A 25,123-nucleotide genomic window follows, 5' to 3' on the forward strand; every position below is an offset into this window, starting at 1 on the left:
CCGTAACGGTGTGACCCCCGCCGCCCCGGTGGCGACACGGTTCCGACAGGATGTTCGCTACGCATAAACATCCTGTGAGGGGAACCTGTCCATGAGTTACAACCAGCCGGGCCCGTACGGCGGCCAGCCTCAGCAGCCCGGGCCGTACGGCCAGCCGGGCCCGTACGGTCAGCAGCCCCCGCCGCCGCCGCACGGTCAGCCCCAGCCCGGCTACGGCTACCCGCAGCAGGCGCCGCAGGGCGTTCCGCCGCAGCAGCCGTACGGGTATCCCCAGCAGCAGCCCGGCCCTTATGGCCAGCCCCCTCAGCAGCCCCCGTACGGACAGGCCCCGGGCGGCTACCCGCCGCCCCCGCCGGGTGCCCCGAAGAAGAAGACCGGCCTGATCATCGGCGGTGCCGTCGTCGCGCTCGCGCTGATCGCCGGTGGTGCGTGGTACTTCACCGCCGGGGGCGGCGGTTCGTCGGTGGCCGACGACGGCCCGCACAAGCTGGTCACCCCGGAGACGGTGCTCGGCGAGTACAAGAAGGCGCCGGGCAGCGACGGTGCGGGTGACAAGGACTCCCTCAAGGACGCGCAGCAGAACGGCGTCAAGAACGCCAAGAACGTCAGCGCGCTCTACCAGGTGAAGGACCCGGCCAACCCGCTCGGCACGAAGATGATCTCCTTCAACGGCCTGTACGGGGAGATCGACGACCCCGAGAAGGTCGTCGACAGCGTCTTCGCCAGCATCAAGACCGAGGCCGACAAGGACAAGGGGAAGGCCGACGAGCCCGAACTGCTCGGCAGCCCGAAGGAGTACGAGCCGGCGGAACTCGAGGGTGCGATCCTCAAGTGCCAGCAGGCCAAGACCAAGCCCGACGCCGCCACGTCCGCGCCGGCGTTCACCATGACCTTCTGCGTGTGGGCCGACCACAGCACGGTGGGCTTCGTGACCCCGATGGACATGGCCTCCGTCGCCGCGGGCAAGGCCGGTTCGCCCGAGGAGGCGGCCACCATCTCGGCCAAGCTCCGCAAGGAAGTCCGCGTCAAGGCCTGACGCACGACACAGGGGCGCCCGGCCGGTTGTCGTCAACCGGCCGGGCGCCCCTGTGCTGTGAGCTGCTACGCCGACTTCTCGTGGCGCCCGTCGTTCTTCACGATCCGCGGCACCAGCGTCGGGTTCACGTTGTTGTGCACGACGTCCGCCGTGATGACCACGCGGGCCACGTCCTTGCGGGACGGGACCTCGTACATCACCGACATCAGGACCTCTTCCATGATGGCCCGCAGGCCACGCGCGCCCGTGCCGCGCAGGATCGCCTGGTCGGCGATGGCCTCCAGGGCCGGGCGGTCGAAGTCCAGCTCCACGCCGTCCAGTTCGAAGAGCCGCTGGTACTGCTTCACCAGCGCGTTGCGCGGCTCGACGAGGATCTGCAGCAGCGCCTCGCGGTCCAGGTTGTGCACCGACGTCAGCACGGGCAGACGGCCGATGAACTCCGGGATCATCCCGAACTTCACCAGGTCCTCCGGCATGACCTCCTGGAACTGGTCGCTCGCCTCGATCTCGCGCTTGGAGCGGATGGTCGCCCCGAAGCCGATGCCCTTGGCGCCCGCACGCGACTCGATGATCTTCTCCAGGCCGGCGAAGGCGCCGCCCACGATGAAGAGCACGTTCGTCGTGTCGATCTGGATGAACTCCTGGTGCGGGTGCTTGCGGCCGCCCTGCGGCGGCACGGAGGCCGTGGTGCCCTCCAGGATCTTGAGGAGGGCCTGCTGCACGCCCTCGCCGCTCACATCACGGGTGATCGACGGGTTTTCACTCTTCCGAGCGACCTTGTCGATCTCGTCGATGTAGATGATCCCGGTCTCGGCCTTCTTGACGTCGTAGTCGGCCGCCTGGATCAGCTTGAGCAGGATGTTCTCGACGTCCTCGCCGACGTAGCCGGCCTCCGTGAGCGCCGTCGCGTCGGCGATGGCGAACGGGACGTTGAGCATCCGGGCCAGGGTCTGCGCGAGCAGCGTCTTGCCGGACCCGGTGGGGCCCAGCAGGAGGATGTTGGACTTCGCCAGCTCGATGGCGTCGTCACGGCCCTGCGCTCCGCCGTTCTCGCCGGCCTGGACGCGCTTGTAGTGGTTGTACACCGCGACCGAGAGGGCCTTCTTCGCGGGCTCCTGCCCGACGACGTACCCCTCGAGGAACTCGTAGATCTCGCGGGGCTTGGGGAGCTCCTCCCACCGCACCTCGCTCGTCTCGGCGAGTTCTTCCTCGATGATCTCGTTGCAGAGGTCGATGCACTCATCGCAGATGTACACACCGGGCCCCGCGATGAGCTTCTTCACCTGCTTCTGGCTCTTTCCGCAGAACGAGCACTTGAGCAGGTCGCCGCCATCACCGATGCGTGCCACGAGGTGCTTCCCCTTCGCCTGGGAGTGCTTGGTTCAGCACTCCTGGTGCCTCATATTCGACGGTACCTTGCCGGACCCCCCGTTCGGGCCCCCCTTGACACGGTTCACATGAACGGGAACGGTCCGCGTGCCCGTGTCAGGGGGGAGGCCGAGGGTCAGGCTGCCGAGGCGGCCGTGCTCTTGCGGGTCGAGACGATCTGGTCGACAAGGCCGTACGCGAGGGCGTCCTCGGCGGTCAGGATCTTGTCGCGCTCGATGTCGTCGCGGATCTTCTCGATCGGCGTCGAGGAGTGCTTGGCCAGCATGTCCTCGAGCTGGGTACGCATGCGCAGGATCTCCCTGGCCGCGATCTCCAGGTCGGAGAGCTGCTCACGGCCGGTGCCGCCGGACGGCTGGTGGATCAGCACGCGGGCGTTCGGCAGGGCCATCCGCTTGCCGGGGGTGCCGGCGGCGAGCAGCACGGCCGCGGCGGAGGCCGCCTGGCCCATGCAGACCGTCTGGATGTCCGGCTTCACGAACTGCATCGTGTCGTAGATCGCCGTCAGCGCGGTGAAGGAGCCACCGGGGCTGTTGATGTAGATCGAGATGTCGCGGTCCGGGTCCATCGACTCCAGGCAGAGGAGCTGTGCCATGACGTCGTTGGCGGACGCGTCGTCGATCTGCACGCCGAGGAAGATCACGCGCTCCTCGAAGAGCTTCGCGTACGGGTCGTACTCGCGGATGCCCTGGGAGGTGCGCTCGACGAAGCGCGGGACGACGTACCGGTTGTCCACCTGAGCGCCGGTGTAGAGGCCGCTCGCGGAGAAGTTGGGGGTCATTGGGGTGTTCACCATCCTGGTGGCGTTCGGTGGGCTGGGGCTCTTCAGCGGACTGCCGGGCTCAGGCGCCCGTGCCGCCGCCGCCGGGAACGCCCGCGGCGTGGGTGATGATGTCGTCGATGAGGCCGTACGCCTTGGCCTCGTCCGCGGTGAACCAGCGGTCGCGGTCGCCGTCCCGGATGATCGTCTCGACGGTCTGGCCGGAGTGGAGCGCGGTGATCTCGGCCATGCGCTTCTTCGTGCGCAGGAGGTACTCGGCCTGGATCTTGATGTCCGAGGCGGTGCCGCCGATGCCGGCGGAGCCCTGGTGCATCAGGACGTCGGTGTTCGGCAGCGCGAAGCGCTTGCCGGCGGTGCCGCCGGTGAGCAGGAACTGGCCCATCGAGGCCGCCATGCCCATACCGATCGTGACGACGTCGTTGGGGATGTACTGCATGGTGTCGTAGATGGCCATGCCGGCCGTCACCGAGCCACCGGGGCTGTTGATGTACAGGAAGATGTCCTTCTCCGGGTCTGCTGCCAGGAGGAGCATCTGCGCCGTGATCTTGTTGGCGATCTCGTCGTCGACCTGCTGGCCGAGGAAGACGATGCGCTCGCCGAGCAGCCGGTTGTAGACATGGTCGCCGAGGCCACCACCGATGGACGGCTCACCCGCGGCGTAAGGCATCAGATTCGTCACGTATCCACCTGCTCGTCTCTGACGGCTCCGGCCGTCTCAGCGTCTCTCGTACTGGGGACGGGGTACGACCCTGCCCTCGTATTCATGGACCCTAACGCGCAGGTAGGACAACGCCATCCCGCTTCCCGAACTGTTCGCTGGGAGCGCAAGGTAGTTGGGGGTCCTGCGCATACGTCCACGGGCCCGGGCGCACCGCAGTGCGTCCGAGCCCGTGGAGCGGTTCAGCGCGAGGCTCAGGCCTCGTTCTTCTCCTCGGCGACCTCGGTCTCGCCGGTGACGGCCTCGACCGTCTCGGCGGCGGTCTCGTCCTCGTCGTCCTCGAGGTCGACGGTCTCACCGTTGGTGTCGACGACCTTGGCGGCCTCGACGACGACCGCGAGGGCCTTTCCGCGGGCGACCTCGCCGACGAGCATCGGCACCTGGCCACCCTCGACGACGGCCTGGGCGAACTGGTCGGGGCTCATGCCGGAGGAGGCGGCGCGGCGCATGAGGTGCTCGGTGAGCTCCTCCTGGCTGACGTTCAGCTTCTCCTTGTTGACGAGCTCATCGAGGATGAACTGCGTCTTGATGCCCTTCTCGGCCTGCTCCTTGGTCTCCGCCAGGAACTCGTCCTCGGTCTTGCCCTGGATCTCCAGGTACTTGTCGAGGGTCAGGCCCATCTGGCCGAGCTGGTGGTGCTCCAGGTTGTGCTTGCGGGTGTTGATCTCGTCCTCGAGAAGCTTCTCGGGCATCGGGACCTCGACCAGCTTGAGGAGCTCGTCGAGGACGCGCTCCTGGGCCTGGGTGGCCTGGTCGAACTGCTTCATGTTCTCGAGGCGCTTGCGGCTGTCGGCCTTGAGCTCGTCGAGGGTGTCGAACTCCGACGCCATCTGCGCGAACTCGTCGTCCAGCTCGGGAAGCTCACGGGCGGCGACGGCGGTGACCTTGACGGAGACCTCCGCGTCCTTGCCCTCGGCGGAGCCGCCCTTCAGCTGCGAGGTGAAGGTGGCGTCGCCGCCGGCCTCCAGGCCGGTGACGGCCTCGTCGATGCCGTCGAGGAGCTCGCCGGAACCGATGGTGTACGAGACACCCTCGGCGACACCGTCGGGCAGGACCTCGCCGTCGACCTTGGCCTCGAGGTCGATGGTGACGACGTCACCCTCGGCCGCGGCGCGCTCCACGGGGTTGGTGGAGGCGAAGCGCTCGCGCAGCTGCTCCACGGACTTCTCGACGTCCTCGTCGGTGACCTCGACGGCGTCGACGGTGACCTCGATGCCCGAGTAGTCCGGGATCTCGAGGACCGGACGGATGTCGACCTCGGCGGTGAAGGCCAGCAGCTCGCCGTCCTTCAGCTCCGTGATGTCGACCTCGGGCTGACCCAGCGGGTTGACCTCGGCCTCGTTGACGGCCTCGGTGTAGAACTTCGGGAGCGCGTCGTTGACGGCCTCCTCCAGCACCGCACCACGGCCGAACCGCTGGTCGATCACACGAGCCGGGATCTTGCCCTTGCGGAAGCCCTTGACCGTGACCTGCTGGTTGATCTTCTTGTACGCCGCGTCGAGGCTGTCCTTGAGCTCCTCGAAGGGCACCTCGACAGTGAGCCGAACCCGAGTCGGGTTCAGGGTCTCCACGGCGCTCTTCACGGTTCGGTCTCCTTGGTGGCTGATTCTTGGATTCTGCCGATGCCGCTTGGTGGCGGTTCCGGCCGATCGGCCCGGTCAGAGAGACACACGGGCACGCAGCTTGCATAGTAACCGCAAGCGGGATGACGCCCACAACGCGATCATGCGGGCGGATCCGGTCACGCCCGCCGCCGTCCGCCGCTGTGCGTGGTGACGCTCGCCGATCGTGATGGTCGGGGTGGCGGGATTTGAACCCACGGCCTTCCGCTCCCAAAGCGGACGCGCTACCAAGCTGCGCCACACCCCGTCGGTGCGACACGTAGGGTACATGGACGGAGACGCTGCGACGCCACCGTTTCAAGGGGCGTGCGGGGACCGCCCGGGACCCGCTACGATGCTGTCCGTGCCGCGGCCCTCGTGACCTGCGGCGCGATCTGTGCGGGCGTAGCTCAATGGTAGAGCCCTAGTCTTCCAAACTAGCTACGCGGGTTCGATTCCCGTCGCCCGCTCCACTTGCTCAGGGCCGGTCCGGAGATCACTCTCCGGACCGGCCCTGAGGCGTTTCCGGGGTGCCGGCGGGCATCGGGGGGCGCGCGGATGCGTCGCGCGGGATGCCGGGTCCGGCGGGCGCCCGCAGAATGAGTTCAGTCCCTTCTCTCCACTTTCCCCGTCCGCTTTCTCTCCGCTCCCTCTCCGCCGCATCGGAGGCAGTCATGAAGGACCTGAAGTTCGAGCAGAAGCGCTCGTTGTCACGTCTGGAGGCGGCCGATCAGCTCTCGGCGCTGGCCGAGGCGCTGCGGCAGGGCGGGGAGGCCGAGCTGGAACTGGGCTCCGGGACGCTGAGCATGCGGATCCCCGAGGAGCTCCGCAGCGAGGTGGAGTTCGAGGTCGGCGACGGCGAGATCGAGCTGGAGATCGAGTTCAAGTGGCCGACGCGACGGCCGCGCAAGGCCGCGTCGAGGGCTCCCGAGTCCGCGGAGAAGGCCGCCCCGAAGCCGGCGCGCAGCCGGAAGAGCACGGCTGCGAGGCCCGCGCCGAGTGCGGCCGGCGGGGCGAGGAAGACGAAGCGGGCCGCCTCGAAGTCGACCTGAGGGCCGGCGGGCAGCAGACGGCCGGGAACGGCCGGCTCAGAACTTGATGGAGCTGACGGTCTGCGTTATCGAGTCGAGGAAGCGCTGGATGTCGTCGGCCATGCCCGTGGAGGCAAGGAAGAAGCCGAAGAGCACCGCGACGACGGCCGGTCCGGCCTTCAGGTTCCCGCCGCGGATCAGCACCACCAGGATGATCGCCAACAGCAGCACCACAGACAGTGAAATGGCCACAACTGATCACACCCTCGGTCGGTCCCACCTTGCCGCCCGGGAGCGCACGTCACAGAACACCCCCGCTGTATCCATCGTGCCACCAACTGCCGTCCCCTGAACGCCGGGTGAGCAATCGTCGCGGTCGGATTCGAGCCAACCCACAGGATCCCGCCGGGATCGGCGCACGGGTCACACTCCTTCTCCACAGCAAATACTCAGGAGCGGGCAGGGTGACCGAGATCATCGGGCGGCGCCCTCTTTAAGCCGGATTAATCGGTCGATAGCGGGCGTTGTCGCCGCGTGTCCGACAGGACGGGACAGAGCAGAAGAGGGCTTTACGTCTGCGATTTCGCGCCGTTAGGGTGCGGCAGATGTCCTCCCCCCACGGCGTGTCCGAACGTGTCCGATCCCCTCACGAGCGGACGCCCGGACCGATCGGCTCCGGCCCGCCCCCGGCGGCGCGACGCGAGGCGTACTTCGACAACGTGAAGTACCTCGCGATCGTGTTCGTGGCCGTGGGCCACGCCTGGGAGCCGCTGCTGGGGGGCAGCCGCGCCACCCAGGCGCTGTACATGATCGTCTACACCTTCCACATGCCGGCCTTCATCCTGGTCTCCGGCTACTTCTCGAAGAGCTTCACGGCCCGGCCCGATCAGCTCCGGCGCCTGGTGACCGGGGTGCTGGTCCCCTATCTCGTCTTCGAGACCGCCTACTCGCTCTACCTGCGGTGGGCCGGGGGCGAACCGGACCAGCCGCTCAGCCTGACCGACCCCTTCTATCTGACGTGGTTCCTGCTGGCCCTGTTCGTCTGGCGGCTGTCGGCCCCGCTGTGGCTCACGCTGCGCCACCCGGTGGCGGTGGCCCTGACGGTCGCGGCGCTCGCCTCCCTCACCCCGGGCATCGGCGGCGACCTGGACCTCCAGCGCGTGCTGCAGTTCCTGCCCTTCTTCGTGCTCGGCCTGGTGCTGCGCCGCGAACACTTCGAGCTGCTGCGCCGGAAGGCTGTCCGCGCGCTCGCGCCGGTGGTGGTGCTCGTGGCACTCGTCGTCGCGTACTGGGCGGCGCCGCGCATGAAGAACGGCTGGTTCTACCGGGCGGACAGCGCCCAGGAGATGGGCGCGGCCGGCTGGACCGGCCCGGTGATGACCCTGCTGCTGTTCGGCTGTGCGCTGCTGCTGACAGCGGCGTTCCTGGCCTGGGTGCCCCGCCGGCGGACCTGGTTCACCGTGCTGGGCGGAGGAACGCTCTGCGGCTACCTGCTGCACGGCTTCCTGATGAAGGGCTTCGCGTACGCCCGGCTGCCGGAGCTGTACCCCTGGCTGCGCTCGCCCGCCGGCGAGATCCTGGTGACGCTGGGCGCCGGGGCGGCGGTGACCCTCCTGTGCACCCCGCCGGTGCGGCGGGTGATGCGCGGGGTGACCGAGCCCCGCCTCGCGTGGGCCTTCCGGCGCGAGGCCTGACCCGGGCCCCGGCCGGGCAGCCGGGCCGTCAGCCCGCGGTCAGTCCGAGCAGGGCGCGCACCCGGGCGTACTTGGCCGTCAGCCGGATCCGGGTGGGCTCGTCGAGGACGGCGAGCCGGGCCGGATCGGCGTTGTGTGCGAGATCGGCCTCCTTCACCAGCAGCGCGCCGGGGGTGTCCAGGATCCGCCGGGTGTAGTCCTCCGTCTCCTCGCCGGGGCGCTTGCTGACCGCGAGGACCATGTCCTTGACCGTGCGCGGCAGGGCGAGGGCCGCGAGCCGGTCGGCGGAGAGCGCGTCGTCCTCGACGGAGTCGTGCAGCCAGGCCGCCGCGATCTGCTCGTCGCTGCCGCCGCGCAGCCGTACCCCCTCGGCGACCGCCTGGAGGTGTTCGGCGTACGGGCGCCCCGCCTTGTCGGTCTGCCCCTGGTGGGCGTCGCGGGCGAGGCGCTCGATCTCGGCGAGGGTGAGGTACGGCATGCGCCGACTCTACGGGCCGGGGGCCGGCCCGTCAGCGGGCGCGAGCGCCGCCCGAGCAGGCAGCGCGGTGGCCGCGGGCCACTGGGGCACGGGGGGGGTGATCCCCACCCCCGGTGTCACGCCTGGCGGCTGATGAGCAGCAGGGCGCGGTCGTCGTTCACGTCCTTGGCGCATGCCTCGATGAGGTGCCAGGCCGCGCCCTCGAAGCCGGAGGCGACGTAGCGGTCGGCCTCGCCGGTGAGCCGGTCGATGCCTTCGGCGATGTCGCGGTCCGCGGCCTCGACGAGTCCGTCGGTGAAGAGCATCAGGACGTCACCCGGCCGCAGGGAGCCCTTGACGGGGTGGAACTCGGCGCCGTCGTAGACGCCGAGGAGGGGACCCTCGGCGGCCTTCTCCTCCCAGCGTCCGCTGCCTGCGTGCAGCTGGAGGGCGGGGAGGTGACCGGCGGACAGCAGCTCGTAGTCCCCCGACTCCAGGTCGAGGACGAGGTGGATGGAGGTGGCGAAGCCCTCGTCCCAGTCCTGGCGCAGGAGGTAGCCGTTGGCGGCGGGCAGGAAGCCGTGCGGGGGCAGCGAGCCGAGCAGTCCGCCGAAGGCTCCGGAGAGCAGCAGCGCGCGGGAGCCGGCGTCCATGCCCTTGCCGGAGACATCGGTGAGGAGCACCTCGAGGGTCCGGCCGCCGTGGGTGCGGGCCGCGACGACGAAGTCGCCGGAGAAGGACTGGCCGCCGGCCGGGCGCAGGGCCATCTCGCGGTGCCAGCCCTTGGGGAGCCGGGGCAGGGCGCTCTGGACCCGGATGCGTTCGCGCAGGTCGAAGAGCATGGTGCCGCCGCGCCGCCAGGGCACGCCGACCCGCGCCCGGAACTGGGCGATGAGCAGTCCGAAGAGCCCGCACGCGGCCACCACGAGGACCGTGCCCGGGGTGACCCGGGCGGGGCCCTCCAGGTAGGGGCCGAGGACGAGGGACTCGACGATGAGGGCGCCGGCGGAGGCCGCGTACAGGCCGAGGAGGCTGGCGGGCCGCAGGAGCAGGCCGCCGGCCACGATCGGCAGGACGAGGGCGGCCGGTGCGCACCACACCGGGTTGGCGAGAGTGCCCCAGGTGATCGCGGGGACGGTGAGGAGGAGGCCGGCCAGGGCGACCCAGTCGGAGCCGTCGCCGCGGAAGTAGTCGACGCCGGACTTGCGCAGCGCGATGCGGACCCGGTGTGCGCTCTTGCGCATCCGGGCCGTGTACGAATCGACACCCGTGCGACGTCCCATTGGGCTGGACCCTATCCACCCGATCGGACCTCGTGCAGGGGGACCCCGGAGACATTGCACGCGAAATCGGGTCGCCCGTGGTGCGGGGGCGCTGATATCGATGGCATATGACGACTGAGCTGCGGGTACTCGACCCGGCCGAGTGGGACGACTGGTACACGATGCTGGAGCTCGCCTTCGGTGGTGTCCGGGAGGCCGCGGAGGAGCGCGAGCTCTGGCGGGAGCTGACCGAGTGCGAGCGGTTTGTCGGCGTCTGGGACGGCGGGCGCTGTGTGGGGTCGGCGGGAGCGTTCCGGTTCCGGATGTCCGTGCCGGGCGGCGCGATCGTGCCGACGGCCGGCGTCACGATGGTGGGGGTGGCCGCGACGCACCGGCGGCGGGGCATCCTGACGTCGATGATGCGGCGCCAGCTGGACGACGTGCGGGCGTGGGGCGAGCCGCTGGCGGTGCTGACGGCCTCGGAGCCGGAGATCTACGGGCGCTTCGGGTACGGGATCACCGCGTACACGACCCGGGCGACGATCGACACGAACCGGGTGCGGCTGACGGTGCCGCGGGGCACGGACGAGGTGACGCTGCGGCAGGTGGATCCGGCGGAGGCGGCCGACCGGTGCGAGGCGGTGTACGCGCGCCGGGTCGCGCACCGGCCGGGGATGATGGCGCGGCAGCCGAAGTGGGAGCGGTTGCCGCGGCTCGACCCGCCGGGCGAGCGCGCCGGCGCCTCGCCGCTCCAGTGCGTGCTGGCGGAGCGGGACGGGGAGGTGGTCGGGTTCACGCTGTACGCGATCAAGCCGGAGTGGTCCCCCGCGGGCGCCGAGGGTTCCGTCTTGCTGAGGGATCTGGAGGCGCTGGATCCGGAAGCGGAGGCGGCGCTGTGGCGGTTCCTGTGTTCCGTGGACCTGACGTCGAAGGTGCAGATCCACACCCGGCCGGTGGACGACGCCTGGCAGCACCTGGTGAGTGACGTCCGGCGCTGTATGCCGACGCAGCGCGACCAGTTGCATCTGCGGCTGGTGGAGGTGGGGGCGGCGCTGGAGGCCCGCGCCTACCAGGCGCCGGTGGACGTGGTGTTCGAGGTGGAGGACGCGTTCTGCCCCTGGAACGAGGGGCGTTGGCGGCTGACCGGTGACGCGAAGGGGGCGGCCTGCGTCCGTACCGCCGAGCCGGCCGATCTCGCCTTGTCCGTAAGGGAGTTGGGCGCGGCGTATCTGGGCGGGATCTCGCTCGTGTCGCTGGCCGCGGCCGGGCGCGTACGGGAGCTGCGGGCGGGCGCGCTGACGGAGGCGTCGATCGCCTTCGGCTGGCCGGTGGCGCCCTGGCTGCCGCACGGTTTCTGATCCGGCCCCGCGGGGCGGCGGCCGGGGCTTCGCGTGCGCGCGCACCCGGAGACGTGGTCGCCCCGGCCCGCGCGGGGGCGGCGCTACGTTCCGGCGGCGGCCCGGGCCTGCTGGCAGCCGGGGCACCAGAAGAGGTTGCGGGCGGCGAGATCGGCGGTGCGGATCTCGCCGCCGCAGATGTGGCAGGGCTGGTGGGCACGGCGGTAGACGTAGACCTCGCCGCCGTGGTCGTCGACGCGCGGCGGGCGGCCCATCGCCTCGGGGGTGTGCTCGGGGCGGACCGTGTCGATGCGGTTGAGGCGGACTCCCTCGCGCATCAGGCCGACGAGGTCGGTCCAGACGGCGTCCCACTCCCCCGCCGTCAGGTCCCGGCCCGCGCGGTAGGGGTCGATGCCGTGCCGGAAGAGCACTTCGGCGCGGTAGACGTTGCCGACGCCGGCGACGATCTTCTGGTCCATGAGCAGGGCGGCGATCGTGGTCCGGGAGGCGGAGATCCGGCGCCAGGCCCGGGCGGGATCGTCGCCGGGGCGGAGCGGGTCCGGCCCCAGCCGGTCGTGTATCGCCCGCTTCTCGCCGTCGGTGATCAGCGCGCAGGTCGTCGGGCCACGCAGGTCGACGTACGCGTCGGCATGGGCGAGGCGCAGTCGCACGGTGTCCGTGGGCGGCGGTGCGGGGGCGTCGCCGAAGGCGACCTTGCCGAACAGGCCGAGGTGGATGTGCACCCACTCCCGGCCGGGGAAGGCGAGGAAGAGGTGCTTGCCGTGCGCCTCGGTGTCCTCGAGCACGGCGCCGTCGAGGAGGGCAGCGGAGTCGGCGAACTTGCCCTGCGGGCTGGAGACACGCACGGACCGGCCGCCGAACCGTTCCCGGTAGTCGGCGGCCAGTCGGTGGATCGTGTGCCCTTCGGGCATGGAGGGATCAGGCCTCGTTCTGCGGGTGGTGGGCCGGGATCGGGGGGAGCTCGCCGGTCGTCTCGTAGGCGGTGAGCATGTTGATCCGGCGAGTGTGACGCTCGTCACCCGAGTACGGGGTGTTCAGGAAGATCTCGACGAACTTCGTCGCCTCTTCCTGGGTGTGCATCCGGCCGCCGATGGAGACGACGTTGGCGTTGTTGTGCTCGCGGCCGAGGGCGGCGGTCTGCTCGCTCCAGGCGAGGGCCGCGCGCACCCCCTTCACCTTGTTCGCGGCGATCTGCTCGCCGTTGCCCGAGCCGCCGATGACGATGCCGAGGCTGTCCGGGTCCGCGGCCGTCTTCTCGGCGGCGCGCAGGCAGAACGGCGGGTAGTCGTCCAGGGCGTCGTAGATGTGGGGACCACAGTCGACGGGCTCGTGGCCATGGGCCTTCAGCCACTCGACGAGGTGGTTCTTGAGTTCGAGGCCGGCATGGTCGGAGCCGAGGTACACGCGCATGGTTCCGAGTGTGGCACGCGGGGAGCGGGGTAGCCGTCAGCGGGGTCGGGACCTTCACCCCTTCCGGTCTGGACCTTCGACCCTCGCGCAACGATCCGGAATCGGCCCTTCCGATCTACCCGGGTCACAGTGTTCAATGCTCGGGCTCGCGACCCGAGCCCTCCCCACACGTAAGGAAGCGTCCATGAACACGCAGCCGACCCTTGCGAAGGAAGGCGGCGACACCGGATCCACCGGTGATTCCCAGTCTTCCGACGGACTCAAGGCCGGTCTCAAGAACCGCCACCTCTCGATGATCGCGATCGGTGGCGTCATCGGCGCCGGCCTGTTCGTCGGTTCCGGCTCCGGCATCGCCGCGGCCGGTCCCGCCATCCTCCTCTCGTACGCCCTCGTGGGCACGATGGTCGTCTTCGTCATGCGGATGCTCGGAGAGATGGCCGCCGCAAGGCCGTCCTCCGGCTCCTTCTCCGCCTACGCCGACACGGCCCTGGGCCGTTGGGCCGGCTTCTCCATCGGCTGGCTGTACTGGTTCTTCTGGGTCGTCGTGCTCGCCGTCGAGGCGACCGCCGGCGCGAAGATCCTCGAGAGCTGGATACCCGCGGTGCCGCAGTGGGGCTGGGCCCTCATCGTGATGGTCGTGCTCACCGCGACCAACCTGGCCTCGGTCTCCTCCTACGGCGAGTTCGAGTTCTGGTTCGCCGGCATCAAGGTCGTCGCGATCGCCGCGTTCGTCGTCGTCGGTCTGCTCGCCGTCTTCGGCGTGCTCCCGGGCTCGGACAACCCCGGCGCGGGCTTCGCCCACCTCACCGACAGCGGGGGCTTCTTCCCGATGGGCGCGGGGGCGATCCTCACCGGTGTGCTGATGGTCGTCTTCTCCTTCATGGGCAGCGAGATCGTCACCCTGGCCGCCGGCGAGTCCGAGGACCCGCAGCGTGCCGTGACCAAGGCCACCAACAGCGTGATCTGGCGCATCGGCGTCTTCTACCTGGGCTCGATCTTCGTCGTCCTGACGCTGCTGCCCTGGAACGACAAGTCGATCGTCGACAAGGGCTCGTACGTCGCCGCCCTGGACTCCATCGGCATCCCGCACGCCGGCCAGGTCATGAACGTCATCGTGCTGACCGCCGTGCTCTCCTGCCTGAACTCGGGCCTCTACACCGCCTCCCGCATGGCCTTCTCCCTCGGCCGGCGCGGCGACGCCCCCAAGGCCTTCGCCCGCACCAACAAGCGGGGCGTGCCGCAGGCGGCGATCCTGTCCTCGGTGCTCTTCGGCTTCGTCGCGGTCTTCTTCAACTACAAGTGGCCCGACACCGTCTTCGCCTTCCTGCTGAACTCCTCCGGAGCGGTCGCCCTCTTCGTCTGGCTGGTCATCTGCGTGACCCAGCTGCGCATGCGCGGGATCATCCTGCGCGAGTCGCCGGAGAAGCTGGTCGTGAAGATGTGGCTCTTCCCCTACCTGACGTGGGCGACGATCGCCATGATCGTCTTCGTTCTCGGCTACATGCTGTACGACGGCGGCAGCGCCCGTGAGCAGGTCGTGCTGTCCCTGCTGGTGGCCGCCCTGGTGCTGGTCATCGCCGTGGTCCGCGACCGGTTCTCGAAGAGCCGCGCGGACGTGACGCCCGAGGCGTGACCCCCGGCCGGCGGTGACGTCGGACAGGACATGAGCGGGAGGCCCTCCGAACCGGAGGGCCTCCCGTCGTCTTTCCCCCGCCCCCGGAACCCCGCAGCTCCCGCGTGCCCGAGTGCCCGAGCCTCTGGGCACGGACGCGCGGACGCACGGACGCACGGACGCACGGACGCACCCGAACGCCCCCCGGACGCACGGAAGAGGTCCGCCGGGCCGAGGACGGACCTCGGCCCGGCGGACCTCTCCGGGGACGACGTGCGGGTGTCAGCCCTTGCGGCCGACGAGCTTCCAGGCGGTCGGCAGCAGGCCCATCGCCAGCGCGGCCTTGAGCGCGTCGCCGATCAGGAACGGGGTCAGGCCCGCGGCGATCGCCTGCGACAGCGTCATGCCGGTCGCGAGGGCGAGGTACGGGACGCCCACCGCGTAGATGACGAGGGAGCCGAGCGCCATCGTGCCGGCGGTGCGCAGCACCGAGCGGTCCGCGCCGCGGCGCGCGAGGGCGCCGACGACGGTGCCGGCGAGCAGCATGCCGAGGATGTAGCCGAAGGACGGCATCGCCCATCCGGAGGACGCCTGCGCGAACCACGGCACGCCCGCCATGCCGGCCAGCGCGTACAGGGCCAGGGAGAGGAAGCCGCGGCGGGCGCCGAGCGCCGTGCCGACGAGGAGCGCCGCGAAGGTCTGGCCGGAGACGGGGACGGGCGAGCCCGGGACCGGGACGGCTATCTGCGCGGCGATGCCGGTGAGGGCGGCGCCGCCGACGACCAGGGCGATGTCGCGCGTGCGGCCGACGGGCAGCAGGTCGGCGAGGACCGTGCCGGCGCGGAGGGGACGGACGGGGGTGACGGCGGTGGTCATCGGTTCTCCGCGAGGTCGAGGGGGTCCCCTGCCCGAAGGGCCGGGGAGAGGGCCGGACGGATCGACCGTAGTCGAGGAGTGAGCGCCCGATCACCATCAGCCGTCCACAAAGCGCGGGTTGGACCCTTCGTGGAGATCAAACAAACACCGGTCGCGCGGCCTCGCGCCACGTGACGCTCGTCACTGGCAACCCTCGACGAGAGGTCCCTTTTGCGCCAACGGTGGGTCGACCGAGAGACTGTGGGGTCTCCATAAAACGCTTTCGAGAGCACGAGCCCCCATGCACGACACGTCGCCCGCCTCGCCGGCTTCCCCGCCGGCTCCCCTCGGCCCCGAACCGGAGCCCCTCTCCCATGGCCTGAAGCAACGTCATCTGACGATGCTGGGGCTGGGCGGGGTGATCGGCGCCGGGCTGTTCGTCGGCTCCGGCGCGGGCATCGCCGTCGCCGGGCCCGGCATCGTGCTGTCCTATCTGATCGCGGGCGCGCTCGCGATGCTGATCATGCGGATGCTGGGCGAGATGGCCGCGGCGATGCCCGCCTCCGGAGCCTTCTCCGTACACGCGGAGCGGGCCCTCGGCCGCTGGGCGGGCTTCGCGGTGGGCTGGCTGTACTGGTTCCTGCTGGTCGTCGTGCTGGCGGTCGAGGCGACCGGCGCGGCGACGATCGCCCACGGCTGGGCGCCCGGGGTGCCGCAGTGGGCCTGGGTGCTGGTGTTCATGGTGGTGTTCACCGTGGCCAACCTCGCCGCCGTGAAGAACTTCGGCGAGTTCGAGTTCTGGTTCGCGGCCCTCAAGGTCGGCGCCATCGTGGCCTTCCTGGTGCTGGGGGCGCTGGCGATCGCCGGCGTGCTTCCCGACACGGACCCGGTCGGCCTGACGAACCTGACCGGGCAGGGCGGCTTCCTGCCGCACGGCTGGTCGGGCGTCGTCTCCGGCGTCCTCGCGGTCGTGTTCGCCTTCGGCGGCCTGGAGGTCGTCACCATCGCCGCCGCCGAGTCGGACGACCCGGCCCGCAACGTGGCCCGGGCGGTGCGCAGCGCGGTGTGGCGGATCCTGCTCTTCTACGTCGGTTCGATGGTGGTCATCGTGACCCTGCTGCCGTGGACCGCGATGCGCCCGGGGCAGTCGCCGTACGTCGCCGTGCTCGACTCGATCGGCGTGCCGGGGGCGGGCCAGATCATGAACGTCGTGGTCTTCGTGGCGCTGCTGTCGGCGCTGAACGCCAACCTGTACGGCTCGTCCCGGATGGTCTTCTCCCTCGCCGAGCGGGGCGAGGGGCCGCGAGGGCTGCTGAAGGTGACGCGCGGCGGGGTGCCGCGGCGGGCGGTGCTCGCCTCGGTGGCCTTCGGGTTCGTGTCCGTCCTGCTCAATCTCAAGTGGCCGGACTCGGTCTTCCTCTACCTCCTCAACGCGGTCGGCGCGGTCCTGCTCTTCGTCTGGGGTCTGATCGCGGTCTCGCAGCTGCGGCTGCGGCGCAGGATCGAGCGCGAGGCGCCGCAGACGCCGACCCTGCGGATGTGGGGATTCCCGTGGCTGACCTGGGTGGCACTGGCCGCCATGGCCGCCGTGCTGGTCCTGATGCTGACCGACGACGGGACGCGGCCGCAGGTGCTGTGGTCGAGCGCGGCCACCGGGGCCGTACTGCTGGTCGCCTGGGTGCGGGAGCTGCGCACGAAACGGTCATGATCCTTCACGTTGTGTGAAGGTCGTGCCCGTATAGCGGACGTCTGTTCCCTGTCACCGGTCCACCTGCCCAGACTGTGGCGGTTCCCCCGTCTCAGCCAACGAACAGGGCGGCCCATGTCACGGACCACCGCGCCCGCGCCCGTCGACCGCAAGGACGACGGCGCGACCTCCCCGAACGGTCTCTCCCACGGCCTCAAGCAGCGCCATCTCTCGATGATCGCCCTCGGCGGCGTGATCGGCGCCGGGCTCTTCGTGGGCTCCGGTGCCGGCATCGCCGCCGCCGGTCCCTCGATCGTGGTGGCCTACGCGATCTCCGGCCTGCTCGTCATGCTCGTGATGCGGATGCTCGGCGAGATGTCGGCGGCGAACCCGGCCTCCGGGTCGTTCTCCGTCCACGCCGAACGCGCGATCGGCCCGTGGGCCGGCTTCACGGCGGGCTGGTCCTTCTGGTTCCTGCTCTGCGTGGCGGTCGGCCTGGAGGGCATCGGCGCGGCCAAGATCATGACCGGCTGGTTCCCGGGCACCCCCGAGTGGGCCTGGGTGGCCCTCTTCATGCTGGTGTTCTGCGTGACCAACCTGGCGGCCGTGAAGAACTTCGGCGAGTTCGAGTTCTGGTTCGCCGCCCTCAAGGTCGGCGCGATCGTCCTCTTCCTCGGCATCGGCGTGCTCGCCATCGTCGGCGTCCTGCCGGGCACCGACGCCCCGGGCACCTCGAACCTCACCGGCGACGGCGGCTTCTTCCCGCACGGCTCCGAGGGTCTGATCGTCGGTCTGCTCGCCTCGGTCTTCGCGTACGGCGGACTGGAGACGGTCACCATCGCGGCGGCCGAGTCCGAGCACCCCGTGGCGGGCGTCGCCAAGGCGGTCCGCACGGCGATGTGGCGCATCGCGATCTTCTACATCGGCTCGATGGCGGTCATCGTCACCCTCGTCCCCTGGGGCGACGAGGCGGTCGTCGAGAAGGGCCCGTACGTCGCCACGCTCGACCACCTGGGCATCCCCGCAGCCGGTCAGATCATGAACGTGGTCGTGCTGATCGCCCTGCTCTCGGCGATGAACGCCAACGTCTACGGCGCCTCCCGGATGGCCTGCTCGCTGGTCGACCGCGGTCAGGGCCCGAAGGCGCTGGGCCGGAAGTTCGGCGGGGTGCCGCGCCCGGCGGTCCTCGTCTCCTCGGTCTTCGGCTTCGCCTGCGTGCTGCTGAGCTACTGGCGTCCCGACGACATCTTCGTCTGGCTGCTGAACACCATCGGCGCGATCATCCTCGTCGTCTGGTTCTTCATCGCCGTCTCGCAGCTGCTGCTGCGCCGCCGCACGGAGCGCGAGGCGCCGGAGAAGCTGGTGGTGAAGATGTGGGCCTACCCGGCGCTGACCTGGGTGGCGCTGGCCGGCATGGCCGCCATCTTCTTCCTGATGGCCCGCGAGGAGGGCACGCGCGTGCAGTTGTACTGGACGGGCGGGCTGACCCTGCTGCTCGCGGTGGCCGGCTACGTACGCCAGCGGGCCGCGGATCGCTCCGCCTCCTGACCCCGGCATCCCTGCCGCACGGAACCCCCGGACCGCCACGGTCCGGGGGTTCCGCCATGCCGGAGGTCCGATCCGGCCCGATCGACAAGCCCTGGACGGAAAGGCCGATCATCGGGGTGGCACTACTGCTGTTAGCCTGCACCTGCATATAGATTGCAATAAGCAGAAGCAGGCGAGAGGCTCGGCACATGGCGATCTACACACTTCCGGAACTGCCCTACGACTACGCGGCGCTGGAGCCGGTGATCAACCCGCAGATCATCGAGCTGCACCACGACAAGCACCACGCCGCCTACGTCAAGGGTGCGAACGACACCCTGGAGCAGCTGGAGGAGGCACGCGAGAAGGACGCGTGGGGTGCGATCAACGGCCTGGAGAAGAACCTCGCGTTCCATCTCTCGGGCCACATCCTGCACAGCATCTACTGGAACAACATGAACAGCCCGAAGGACGGCGGCGGCGGCGAGCCGCTGGCCGCCGACGGGGTCGGCGAGCTCGCCGACGCGCTCACCGAGTCCTTCGGCTCGTTCGCGAAGTTCAAGGCCCAGCTGACCAAGGCGTCGGCCACCACCCAGGGCTCGGGCTGGGGCGTCCTCGCCTACGAGCCGATCAGCGGCCGGCTGATCGTCGAGCAGGTCTACGACCACCAGGGCAACGTCGGCCAGGGCTCCGTCCCCGTCCTCGTCTTCGACGCCTGGGAGCACGCCTTCTACCTGCAGTACAAGAACCAGAAGGTGGACTTCATCGAGGCCATGTGGCAGGTCGTCGACTGGCAGGACGTGAACAAGCGCTACCAGGCGGCCAGGGCCTCCGTCCCGCTGATCTCCTTCTGATCGGCCCCCCGTCGTCCTGCCCGTGATCGTCTTCTCAGCCTTCGCGTGCGGACGGAATGACGAAGAACCCCCGTGATGACGTGAATCACGGGGGTTCTTCCATGCGCCGCGCCCCGGCGAGGCAGGGCCGGCCGGGGACTACTCGAAGCTGGGCGCCGCGGTACGGGTGCGCTTGATCTCGTAGAAGCCGGGCGTCGCCGCCACGAGCAGCGTGCCGTCCCACAGCCGGGCGGCGGCCTCGCCGCGCGGGGTCGGCGTGACGACCGGACCGAAGAAGGCGACCTCGTCGCCGTCCGCACCCGGCACGGAGATGACCGGCGTGCCGACGTCCTGGCCGACCTTCTCGATGCCCTCCTTGTGGGAGGCGCGCAGCTCGGTGTCGTAGACGTCCTTGTCGGCGTAGTCGGCCAGCTCGGCCGGCAGGCCCACGTCGGCGAGCGCGCCGGCTATGGCCTCACGCGTGGGGCCCTCGTTGTTGTTGTGGAAGCGGGTGCCGAGCGCGGTGTAGAGCTTGCCGACGACCTCGTCGCCGTGCAGCTGCTGGGCCGCGACGACCACGCGGACCGGGCCCCATGCCTTGGTCTCCAGCATCTCGCGGTACTCCGGCGGGACCTCGTCGAGCCGGTTCTCGTTGAGGACGGCCAGGCTCATCACCTTCCACCGCACGTCCACCGGGCGGACCTTCTCCACCTCCAGCATCCACCGCGAGGTCATCCAGGCCCAGGGGCACAGCGGGTCGAACCAGAAGTCGGCGGTGGTCCTGCTCTCGGACATGTCACTCCTCATGGACGGATACGCGATGGACATCTGTGCGCCGTGGGAGCCAACGTCACGGGACGGCGCGGGCATTCCCCTGGTGCCGCCCGACAGCCGCACATGGGAGGATCGGTGCTGTTTCGAACGAGCCACGAAGGAGTGACCGTGCCCGGAGAGAATCTGTCCCGCGACGAGGCCCGCGAGCGGGCCGAGCTGCTGACCGTCGACGGGTACGAGGTGTCCCTCGATCTGCGCTCGGCCGTCGGCGAGTCCGCCGACGCCGTGCGGACCTTCCGCTCGGTGACGACGATCCGCTTCCGTCGCACGGGCACGGGCTCGGGCACCTTCGTGGACCTGATCGCCCCCGCCGTGACCTCGGTGGAGCTGAACGGCCGCGCGCTCGACCCGGCCGTCGTCTTCGACGGCGCTCGGATCACTCTGGACTCCCTCGCCGACGAGAACGTGCTGGTGGTGGACGCGCAGTGCGCCTACAGCCGGACCGGCGAGGGTATGCACCGCTTCGTCGACCCCGAGGACGGCGAGGTCTACCTCTACACGCAGTACGAGCCGGCCGACTCCCGCCGGGTCCACGCGAACTTCGAGCAGCCGGACCTCAAGGCGCCCTTCCGCTTCGAGGTGACCGCGCCGGAGGGCTGGACCGTCTGGAGCAACGGCGCCGGCGAGCGGGCCGACGACGGGGTGTGGCGGTTCGCGGAGACCGCGCCGATCTCGACGTACGTCACCTGCGTCGTCGCCGGGCCGTACCACTACGTGACGGACACCTACCGGCGCGGCGAGCTGGAGATCCCGCTCGGCGCGATGTGCCGCAGGAGCCTGGCCAAGCACTTCGACGCGGACGACGTCTTCCTGATCACGAAGCAGGGCCTCGACTTCTTCCACGACAACTTCGACTACCCGTACCCCTTCGGGAAGTACGACCAGGCCTTCGTCCCCGAGTACAACCTCGGCGCGATGGAGAACCCGGGCATGGTGACGTTCCGCGAGGAGTACGTCTACCGGGGCAAGGTCACACAGGCGGCGTACGAGCGCCGGGCGAACGTCATCCTGCACGAGATGGCGCACATGTGGTTCGGCGACCTGGTCACCATGGTGTGGTGGGACGACCTGTGGCTGAAGGAGTCCTACGCCGACTTCATGGGCTCGTTCTCGCTGACCGAGGCGACCCGCTTCACCAACGGCTGGGTGACCTTCGCCAACAGCCGCAAGGCGTGGGCCTACCGCGCCGACCAGCTGCCGTCCACCCACCCGATCACGGCCGACATCCGTGACCTGGAGGACGCCAAGCTGAACTTCGACGGCATCACCTACGCCAAGGGCGCCTCGGTCCTCAAGCAGCTGGTGGCCTACGCGGGACGGGACGCGTTCCTGGAGGGCGCGCGCCGCTACTTCAAGCGCTTCGCCTACGGCAACACGCGCCTGGCCGACCTGCTCTCGGTCCTGGAGGAGACCTCCGGCCGCGACATGAGGTCGTGGGCGCGCTCCTGGCTGCAGACCTCCGGCGTCAACGCGCTGACGCCCGAGGTGACGTACGACGCGGAGGGCCGGATCACCGAGCTGGCCGTCGTCCAGGACGGCGACGAGCTGCGCCCGCACCGGGCCGCGGTGGGCCTGTACCGGCTGTCGCCCGAAGGTGCGCTGGTGCGGTACGCACACGTCGAGACGGACGTCACCGGCGCCCGCTCGGTGGTCGAGGAGCTGGCGGGCGAGGAGCGGCCGGCGCTCGTCCTGGTCAACGACGACGACCTGACCTACTGCAAGATCCGCTTCGACGAGGGCTCCCTGGAGACGCTGCGGGCGCACCTCGGCGACATCACGGACCCGCTGGCCCGTGCCCTGTGCTGGTCGGCACTGTGGAACCTCACGCGCGACGGTCTGATGCCGGCCCGGGACTTCGTGGCGATCGCGCTGGAGTTCGCGGGCCGCGAGACCGACATCGGCGTGCTGCAGATGGTGCACGCCTGGTCCCGGTCCGCCGTCACGCACTACGCGGCGCACGCCTGGCGCGCCGAGGGCGGCCGGCTGCTGGCCGAGGGCGGGCTGCGCGAGCTGCGGCAGGCCGAGCCGGGCAGCGAGAGCCAGCTCACCTGGGCGCGTTTCTTCGCCGCCACCGCGTCGGCCGACGAGGACCTCCGGCTGCTGGAGGGGCTGCTCGACGGCACGGCGAAGATCGACGGGCTCGACGTCGACCAGGAGCTGCGCTGGGCGTTCCTGGAGCCGCTGGCCTCGCACGGCCGGGCCGACGAGGACCGGATCGGCGAAGAGCTGGCCCTCGACGACACGGCCACCGGCAAGCGTCACCAGGTCCGGTGCCTGGCCGCGCGGCCCTCGGCCGCGGTCAAGGCGCAGGCGTGGGCGCAGGTCGTGGAGTCGGACACGCTGTCGAACGCGCTGGTGGAGGCCACCATCGCGGGCTTCGTCCAGCCCTCGCAGCGCGAGCTGATCGCGCCGTACGCGCCGCGCTACTTCGCGGCGATCGAGCGGCTGTGGGCGGACCGTTCGATCCAGATCGGCATGGACGTCGTCCGCGGCCTGTTCCCGTCGCTCCAGGACAGCGAGGAGACGCTGGCGGCCACGGACGCGTGGCTGGCGGCGCACGAGTCGGCCGCTCCGGCGCTTCGACGGCTGGTCCTGGAGGCGCGCGACGACCTGGCCCGGGCGCTGCGCGCACAGGCGTGCGACGGTCGGGCGCGCTAGCCGCTGCCGAGCGGGACCCCAGGTCACGCACTCACGGACGGCCCCCGGCTCCTGCCGGGGGCCGTCCGTGTGCGGGGTGCTTTTCGGCACTCGAACGCGCGTACTTTAGGACAGGCTTGTCCCGGAATGTCGACGAGCTTGTCACAGCGGTTAGCCGGGCCCCGGGCGGCGGAAGACCCTCGACATGAACCACAACCCCCCGGTCTCCCCCCGCCCGCTCCCCCTGCCGGCGGTCGATGCCCGACGTGTCCTGTCCACCGCGCAGTTGAGGTCGCTCGGCGTGACCGGCACGGAGGTCGGCGTGTACTGCCGGCCGGGCGGGGGCTGGCAGCGGCTCCTGCCCGGGGTCTTCCTGCTGCACCCGGGCCGCCCGACCGGCGAGGACCGGGTCGAGGGGGCGCTGCTGTACGCCCGCCGCGGCGGGGCCGTGCCGCGGCAGGGGCCGGACGCCGTGATCACCGGGCAGGCCGCGCTCGCCCTGCACGGCTTCTCGTCCGTCTCCTCGCCGGCCGAACTGGAGCGGATCGAGGTGCTGGTGCCGCGCACCCGGCGGCTGCGGTCCACCGGCTGGGTCCGGGTGGTGCGGGCCCAGGAGATGCCCGAGGCGCCGTACCTGTCCGGGGTGCCGGTCGCCCCGGTCACGCGGGCGCTCGCCGACGCGGTCTCCGGCCTGGCCGATCCGGGCCTGGTGCGCCGGCTGCTCACCGAGGCCGTGCGCGGCGGCCACTGCGAACCCGGTGCGGTGGTCCGGGAGCTGAACCGGGCCCGGCTGCTGACCCGGCCGCACGTCGTGGAGGCCGTGGACTCGCTGCTCGCCGAGGGGCGGGCGATCGCCGAGGAGCGGCTGTACGCGATGGTGCGGGAGCACGGCCTGCCGGACCCCCTGTGGAACGTGGACCTCCGGCTGCCCGGCGGGCCGCATCTCGGCGGCCTCGACGCGTACTGGCCCGACCAGGCGGTCGCGGTGGAGCTGGACACCCGCGCCCCGCGGCAGGACGACGACGCGCTGCGGTCCGAGTACACCCGCAAGCGCGAGCACCTGGAGCGGCTCGGCATCACGGTCGTCCACATCACCCCGCGCAAGCTGCGCGAGGCGCGGGAGCAGCAGGCCACCGTGGTCCGCACGGCGCTGATGGCCGCGACGGACCGGCAGCCGGCCGCCTACGTCGTCGTCCTGCCCCGCTGAGGGCTACTTCTTCGGGGCCGTGCCGCAGAACTCCGCCTCGACGACGGTCGCGCTGTCGCCGGCCCAGTCGGCGTTGAAGTTCATCGCGAGGGAGTGCTCGCCGTCCCGGGTGACCTGGGCCTCGGACGAGGAGCCGTGGATGCCGCCGCCGTGGCCCCAGACCTCCTTGCCGCAGCTCAGCTTGGTCTGCATCAGCCCGAGGCCGTAGCGCAGTTCGGGCAGGCGCGGGTCGGTGGCGACGGTGCGGGTGAGCTCGCGCTGCTCCGCCTTCGGCAGCAGCCGGCCCTTGAGCAGGGCGCGGTAGAAGGTCTGCAGGTCGGCGGAGTTCGAGATCATCTCGCCCGCGGCGTAGGCGAGGCTCGGGTTGAGTTCGGTGACGTCGTGGACCCGGGTCGCGTCCGGTTCGAAGGAGAGCTTCGAGTAGGCGCGCGAACTCGGCTTCGGCATCGTCGCGTCGGTGCCCGGGACGCTGGTGCCGCGCAGCTTGAGCGGCTTCAGGATGCGGCGCTCGACCTCCTTGCCGTAGGGGCGGCCGGTGACCTCCTCGATCACCAGGCCCGCCAGGACGAAGTTGGTGTTGGAGTAGTTCCAGGACGCGCCGGGCGCGAAGTCGGGGGCGTGCGTCATGGCGACGGCGACGAGTTCGCGCGGGGTCCACGTGTCGTAGCGGTTCTCCAGGAACGCGGGTCCGAAGACCTTCTCCTGGAAGCCGGGGTCGGCGGTGACGTTGTAGATGCCGCTGGTGTGGTTGAGCAGCTGGCGGACGGTGATCTTCCGGCCGTCGTGGCCGTTGCCCCGGACGACGCCGGGCAGCCACTTCTCGACCGGGTCGTCGAGGTCGAGGCGGCCCTCGGCCTGGAGCTGGAGCAGGACGGTGGCGACGAAGGTCTTGGTGATGGATCCGACCCGGTAGTGGTCCCTGCCCCCGCGTTCGCCGGCCGTGCCGGTCCAGGTCGCACCGCCGACGCGGGCCTGGGCGGTGGCGCCGGGGACGCCGGAGGCGACGGCCGCCCGGAGGGCGTCCCGGGTGGCGCGGTGGTCCTGCCCCGCCGCCGAGCCCGCCGCGGCGGCGGGTGCGGCCAGCGCGGTGGCGGTGAGGGCGGCCACGGCGGTGGCGGCGAGGACGGTACGGGCTGCCGTGCGTGCGGCGATCATGTGCGGGCTCCCCTGGTGTGCGTGCTGCGGTCACGGAGGGGG

22 protein-coding genes and 2 tRNA genes are annotated in these 25,123 nt (G+C 70.6%); 11 read left to right on the plus strand and 13 right to left on the minus strand.

Annotated elements, in window-relative coordinates; genetic code table 11:
* The first annotated feature begins 91 nt into the window (after positions 1-91).
* On the plus strand, positions 92-1,036 hold the full coding sequence (locus ACGFZF_RS04160; RefSeq protein ID WP_393550939.1) for a hypothetical protein: 945 nt from the start codon (positions 92-94) through the stop codon (positions 1,034-1,036).
* A 65-nt stretch (positions 1,037-1,101) separates the two neighbouring features.
* Here ACGFZF_RS04160 and clpX read toward each other — a convergent pair whose 3' ends face one another.
* The 5 genes from clpX to ACGFZF_RS04185 all read right to left on the minus strand — a co-directional run bounded on the left by clpX (position 1,102) and on the right by ACGFZF_RS04185 (position 5,790).
* Positions 1,102-2,385: an ATP-dependent Clp protease ATP-binding subunit ClpX gene (gene clpX / locus ACGFZF_RS04165; protein ID WP_147978018.1), complete on the minus strand. Its 1,284-nt coding sequence runs from the start codon at positions 2,383-2,385 to the stop codon at positions 1,102-1,104.
* A 155-nt stretch (positions 2,386-2,540) separates the two neighbouring features.
* Complete coding sequence (locus ACGFZF_RS04170) at positions 2,541-3,218, minus strand: ATP-dependent Clp protease proteolytic subunit (protein ID WP_393550940.1); 678 nt, start codon at positions 3,216-3,218, stop codon at positions 2,541-2,543.
* A gap of 46 nt (positions 3,219-3,264) precedes the next feature.
* A complete protein-coding gene (locus tag ACGFZF_RS04175) occupies positions 3,265-3,882 on the minus strand; it encodes an ATP-dependent Clp protease proteolytic subunit (RefSeq protein ID WP_393550941.1) in 618 nt (205 codons plus the stop codon).
* 233 nt (positions 3,883-4,115) lie between these two features.
* Complete coding sequence (tig, locus tag ACGFZF_RS04180; protein ID WP_393550942.1) at positions 4,116-5,504, minus strand: trigger factor; 1,389 nt, start codon at positions 5,502-5,504, stop codon at positions 4,116-4,118.
* Positions 5,505-5,713: 209 nt separating this feature from the next.
* Positions 5,714-5,790 (minus strand) — tRNA-Pro (locus ACGFZF_RS04185).
* A gap of 131 nt (positions 5,791-5,921) precedes the next feature.
* Between ACGFZF_RS04185 and ACGFZF_RS04190 the strand changes: the two genes are divergently transcribed.
* Positions 5,922-5,995 (plus strand) — tRNA-Gly (locus ACGFZF_RS04190).
* A gap of 201 nt (positions 5,996-6,196) precedes the next feature.
* A complete protein-coding gene (locus ACGFZF_RS04195; RefSeq protein WP_393550943.1) occupies positions 6,197-6,574 on the plus strand; it encodes an amphi-Trp domain-containing protein in 378 nt (125 codons plus the stop codon).
* A 36-nt stretch (positions 6,575-6,610) separates the two neighbouring features.
* On the opposite strand, the gene ACGFZF_RS04200 is transcribed toward ACGFZF_RS04195, so the two are convergent.
* Positions 6,611-6,805 (minus strand): hypothetical protein, encoded by a 195-nt coding sequence (locus tag ACGFZF_RS04200; protein WP_147978023.1) that lies wholly within the window; start codon positions 6,803-6,805, stop codon positions 6,611-6,613.
* Positions 6,806-7,158: 353 nt separating this feature from the next.
* Between ACGFZF_RS04200 and ACGFZF_RS04205 the strand changes: the two genes are divergently transcribed.
* On the plus strand, positions 7,159-8,247 hold the full coding sequence (locus tag ACGFZF_RS04205; protein ID WP_393550944.1) for an acyltransferase family protein: 1,089 nt from the start codon (positions 7,159-7,161) through the stop codon (positions 8,245-8,247).
* A gap of 28 nt (positions 8,248-8,275) precedes the next feature.
* Here the strand turns inward: ACGFZF_RS04205 and ACGFZF_RS04210 are convergent, their stop codons facing one another.
* Both ACGFZF_RS04210 and ACGFZF_RS04215 read right to left on the minus strand, forming a co-directional pair.
* Positions 8,276-8,725: an HD domain-containing protein gene (locus ACGFZF_RS04210; RefSeq protein ID WP_393550945.1), complete on the minus strand. Its 450-nt coding sequence runs from the start codon at positions 8,723-8,725 to the stop codon at positions 8,276-8,278.
* A 116-nt stretch (positions 8,726-8,841) separates the two neighbouring features.
* The gene (locus ACGFZF_RS04215; RefSeq protein WP_393550946.1) at positions 8,842-9,987 is read right to left on the minus strand and encodes a PP2C family protein-serine/threonine phosphatase; all 1,146 of its coding nucleotides are present in this window, start codon (positions 9,985-9,987) and stop codon (positions 8,842-8,844) included.
* 107 nt (positions 9,988-10,094) lie between these two features.
* Between ACGFZF_RS04215 and ACGFZF_RS04220 the strand changes: the two genes are divergently transcribed.
* A complete protein-coding gene (locus ACGFZF_RS04220; RefSeq protein WP_393550947.1) occupies positions 10,095-11,324 on the plus strand; it encodes a GNAT family N-acetyltransferase in 1,230 nt (409 codons plus the stop codon).
* A gap of 83 nt (positions 11,325-11,407) precedes the next feature.
* Here the strand turns inward: ACGFZF_RS04220 and ACGFZF_RS04225 are convergent, their stop codons facing one another.
* Both ACGFZF_RS04225 and ACGFZF_RS04230 read right to left on the minus strand, forming a co-directional pair.
* Positions 11,408-12,235, minus strand: a complete 828-nt coding sequence (locus ACGFZF_RS04225) for an Fpg/Nei family DNA glycosylase (RefSeq protein WP_393550948.1) — start codon at positions 12,233-12,235, stop codon at positions 11,408-11,410.
* Between the two features lie 7 nt (positions 12,236-12,242).
* On the minus strand, positions 12,243-12,734 hold the full coding sequence (locus ACGFZF_RS04230) for a ribose-5-phosphate isomerase (RefSeq protein WP_393550949.1): 492 nt from the start codon (positions 12,732-12,734) through the stop codon (positions 12,243-12,245).
* A 184-nt stretch (positions 12,735-12,918) separates the two neighbouring features.
* Between ACGFZF_RS04230 and ACGFZF_RS04235 the strand changes: the two genes are divergently transcribed.
* Positions 12,919-14,367 carry an amino acid permease gene (locus ACGFZF_RS04235; RefSeq protein WP_393550950.1) on the plus strand — a complete coding sequence of 483 codons (1,449 nt, stop codon included), beginning with the start codon at positions 12,919-12,921 and terminating at the stop codon, positions 14,365-14,367.
* 261 nt (positions 14,368-14,628) lie between these two features.
* Here ACGFZF_RS04235 and ACGFZF_RS04240 read toward each other — a convergent pair whose 3' ends face one another.
* The gene (locus ACGFZF_RS04240; RefSeq protein WP_356777522.1) at positions 14,629-15,222 is read right to left on the minus strand and encodes a biotin transporter BioY; all 594 of its coding nucleotides are present in this window, start codon (positions 15,220-15,222) and stop codon (positions 14,629-14,631) included.
* A gap of 280 nt (positions 15,223-15,502) precedes the next feature.
* On the opposite strand from ACGFZF_RS04240, the gene ACGFZF_RS04245 reads away from it, so the two are divergent.
* The 3 genes from ACGFZF_RS04245 (at position 15,503) to ACGFZF_RS04255 (ending at position 19,269) form a co-directional block, all read left to right on the plus strand.
* The gene (locus ACGFZF_RS04245) at positions 15,503-16,909 is read left to right on the plus strand and encodes an amino acid permease (RefSeq protein WP_393550951.1); all 1,407 of its coding nucleotides are present in this window, start codon (positions 15,503-15,505) and stop codon (positions 16,907-16,909) included.
* Positions 16,910-17,023: 114 nt separating this feature from the next.
* On the plus strand, positions 17,024-18,436 hold the full coding sequence (locus ACGFZF_RS04250; protein ID WP_393550952.1) for an amino acid permease: 1,413 nt from the start codon (positions 17,024-17,026) through the stop codon (positions 18,434-18,436).
* A 188-nt stretch (positions 18,437-18,624) separates the two neighbouring features.
* Positions 18,625-19,269, plus strand: coding sequence for a superoxide dismutase (locus ACGFZF_RS04255; protein ID WP_393550953.1), 645 nt, complete (start codon positions 18,625-18,627; stop codon positions 19,267-19,269).
* A gap of 138 nt (positions 19,270-19,407) precedes the next feature.
* Here the strand turns inward: ACGFZF_RS04255 and ACGFZF_RS04260 are convergent, their stop codons facing one another.
* Complete coding sequence (locus ACGFZF_RS04260; protein ID WP_147978035.1) at positions 19,408-20,043, minus strand: DsbA family protein; 636 nt, start codon at positions 20,041-20,043, stop codon at positions 19,408-19,410.
* A 147-nt stretch (positions 20,044-20,190) separates the two neighbouring features.
* On the opposite strand from ACGFZF_RS04260, the gene pepN reads away from it, so the two are divergent.
* Both pepN and ACGFZF_RS04270 read left to right on the plus strand, forming a co-directional pair.
* Positions 20,191-22,740 (plus strand): aminopeptidase N, encoded by a 2,550-nt coding sequence (pepN, locus tag ACGFZF_RS04265; RefSeq protein ID WP_393550954.1) that lies wholly within the window; start codon positions 20,191-20,193, stop codon positions 22,738-22,740.
* 184 nt (positions 22,741-22,924) lie between these two features.
* Positions 22,925-23,926, plus strand: coding sequence for a hypothetical protein (locus tag ACGFZF_RS04270; RefSeq protein ID WP_393550955.1), 1,002 nt, complete (start codon positions 22,925-22,927; stop codon positions 23,924-23,926).
* A gap of 3 nt (positions 23,927-23,929) precedes the next feature.
* Here ACGFZF_RS04270 and ACGFZF_RS04275 read toward each other — a convergent pair whose 3' ends face one another.
* Positions 23,930-25,081, minus strand: coding sequence for a serine hydrolase domain-containing protein (locus tag ACGFZF_RS04275; protein WP_393550956.1), 1,152 nt, complete (start codon positions 25,079-25,081; stop codon positions 23,930-23,932).
* Positions 25,082-25,123: the final 42 nt, after the last annotated feature.

The organism is Streptomyces sp. NPDC048338, assembly GCF_043201055.1.
In the GTDB taxonomy this organism is placed as follows: Bacteria; Actinomycetota; Actinomycetes; order Streptomycetales; family Streptomycetaceae; genus Streptomyces.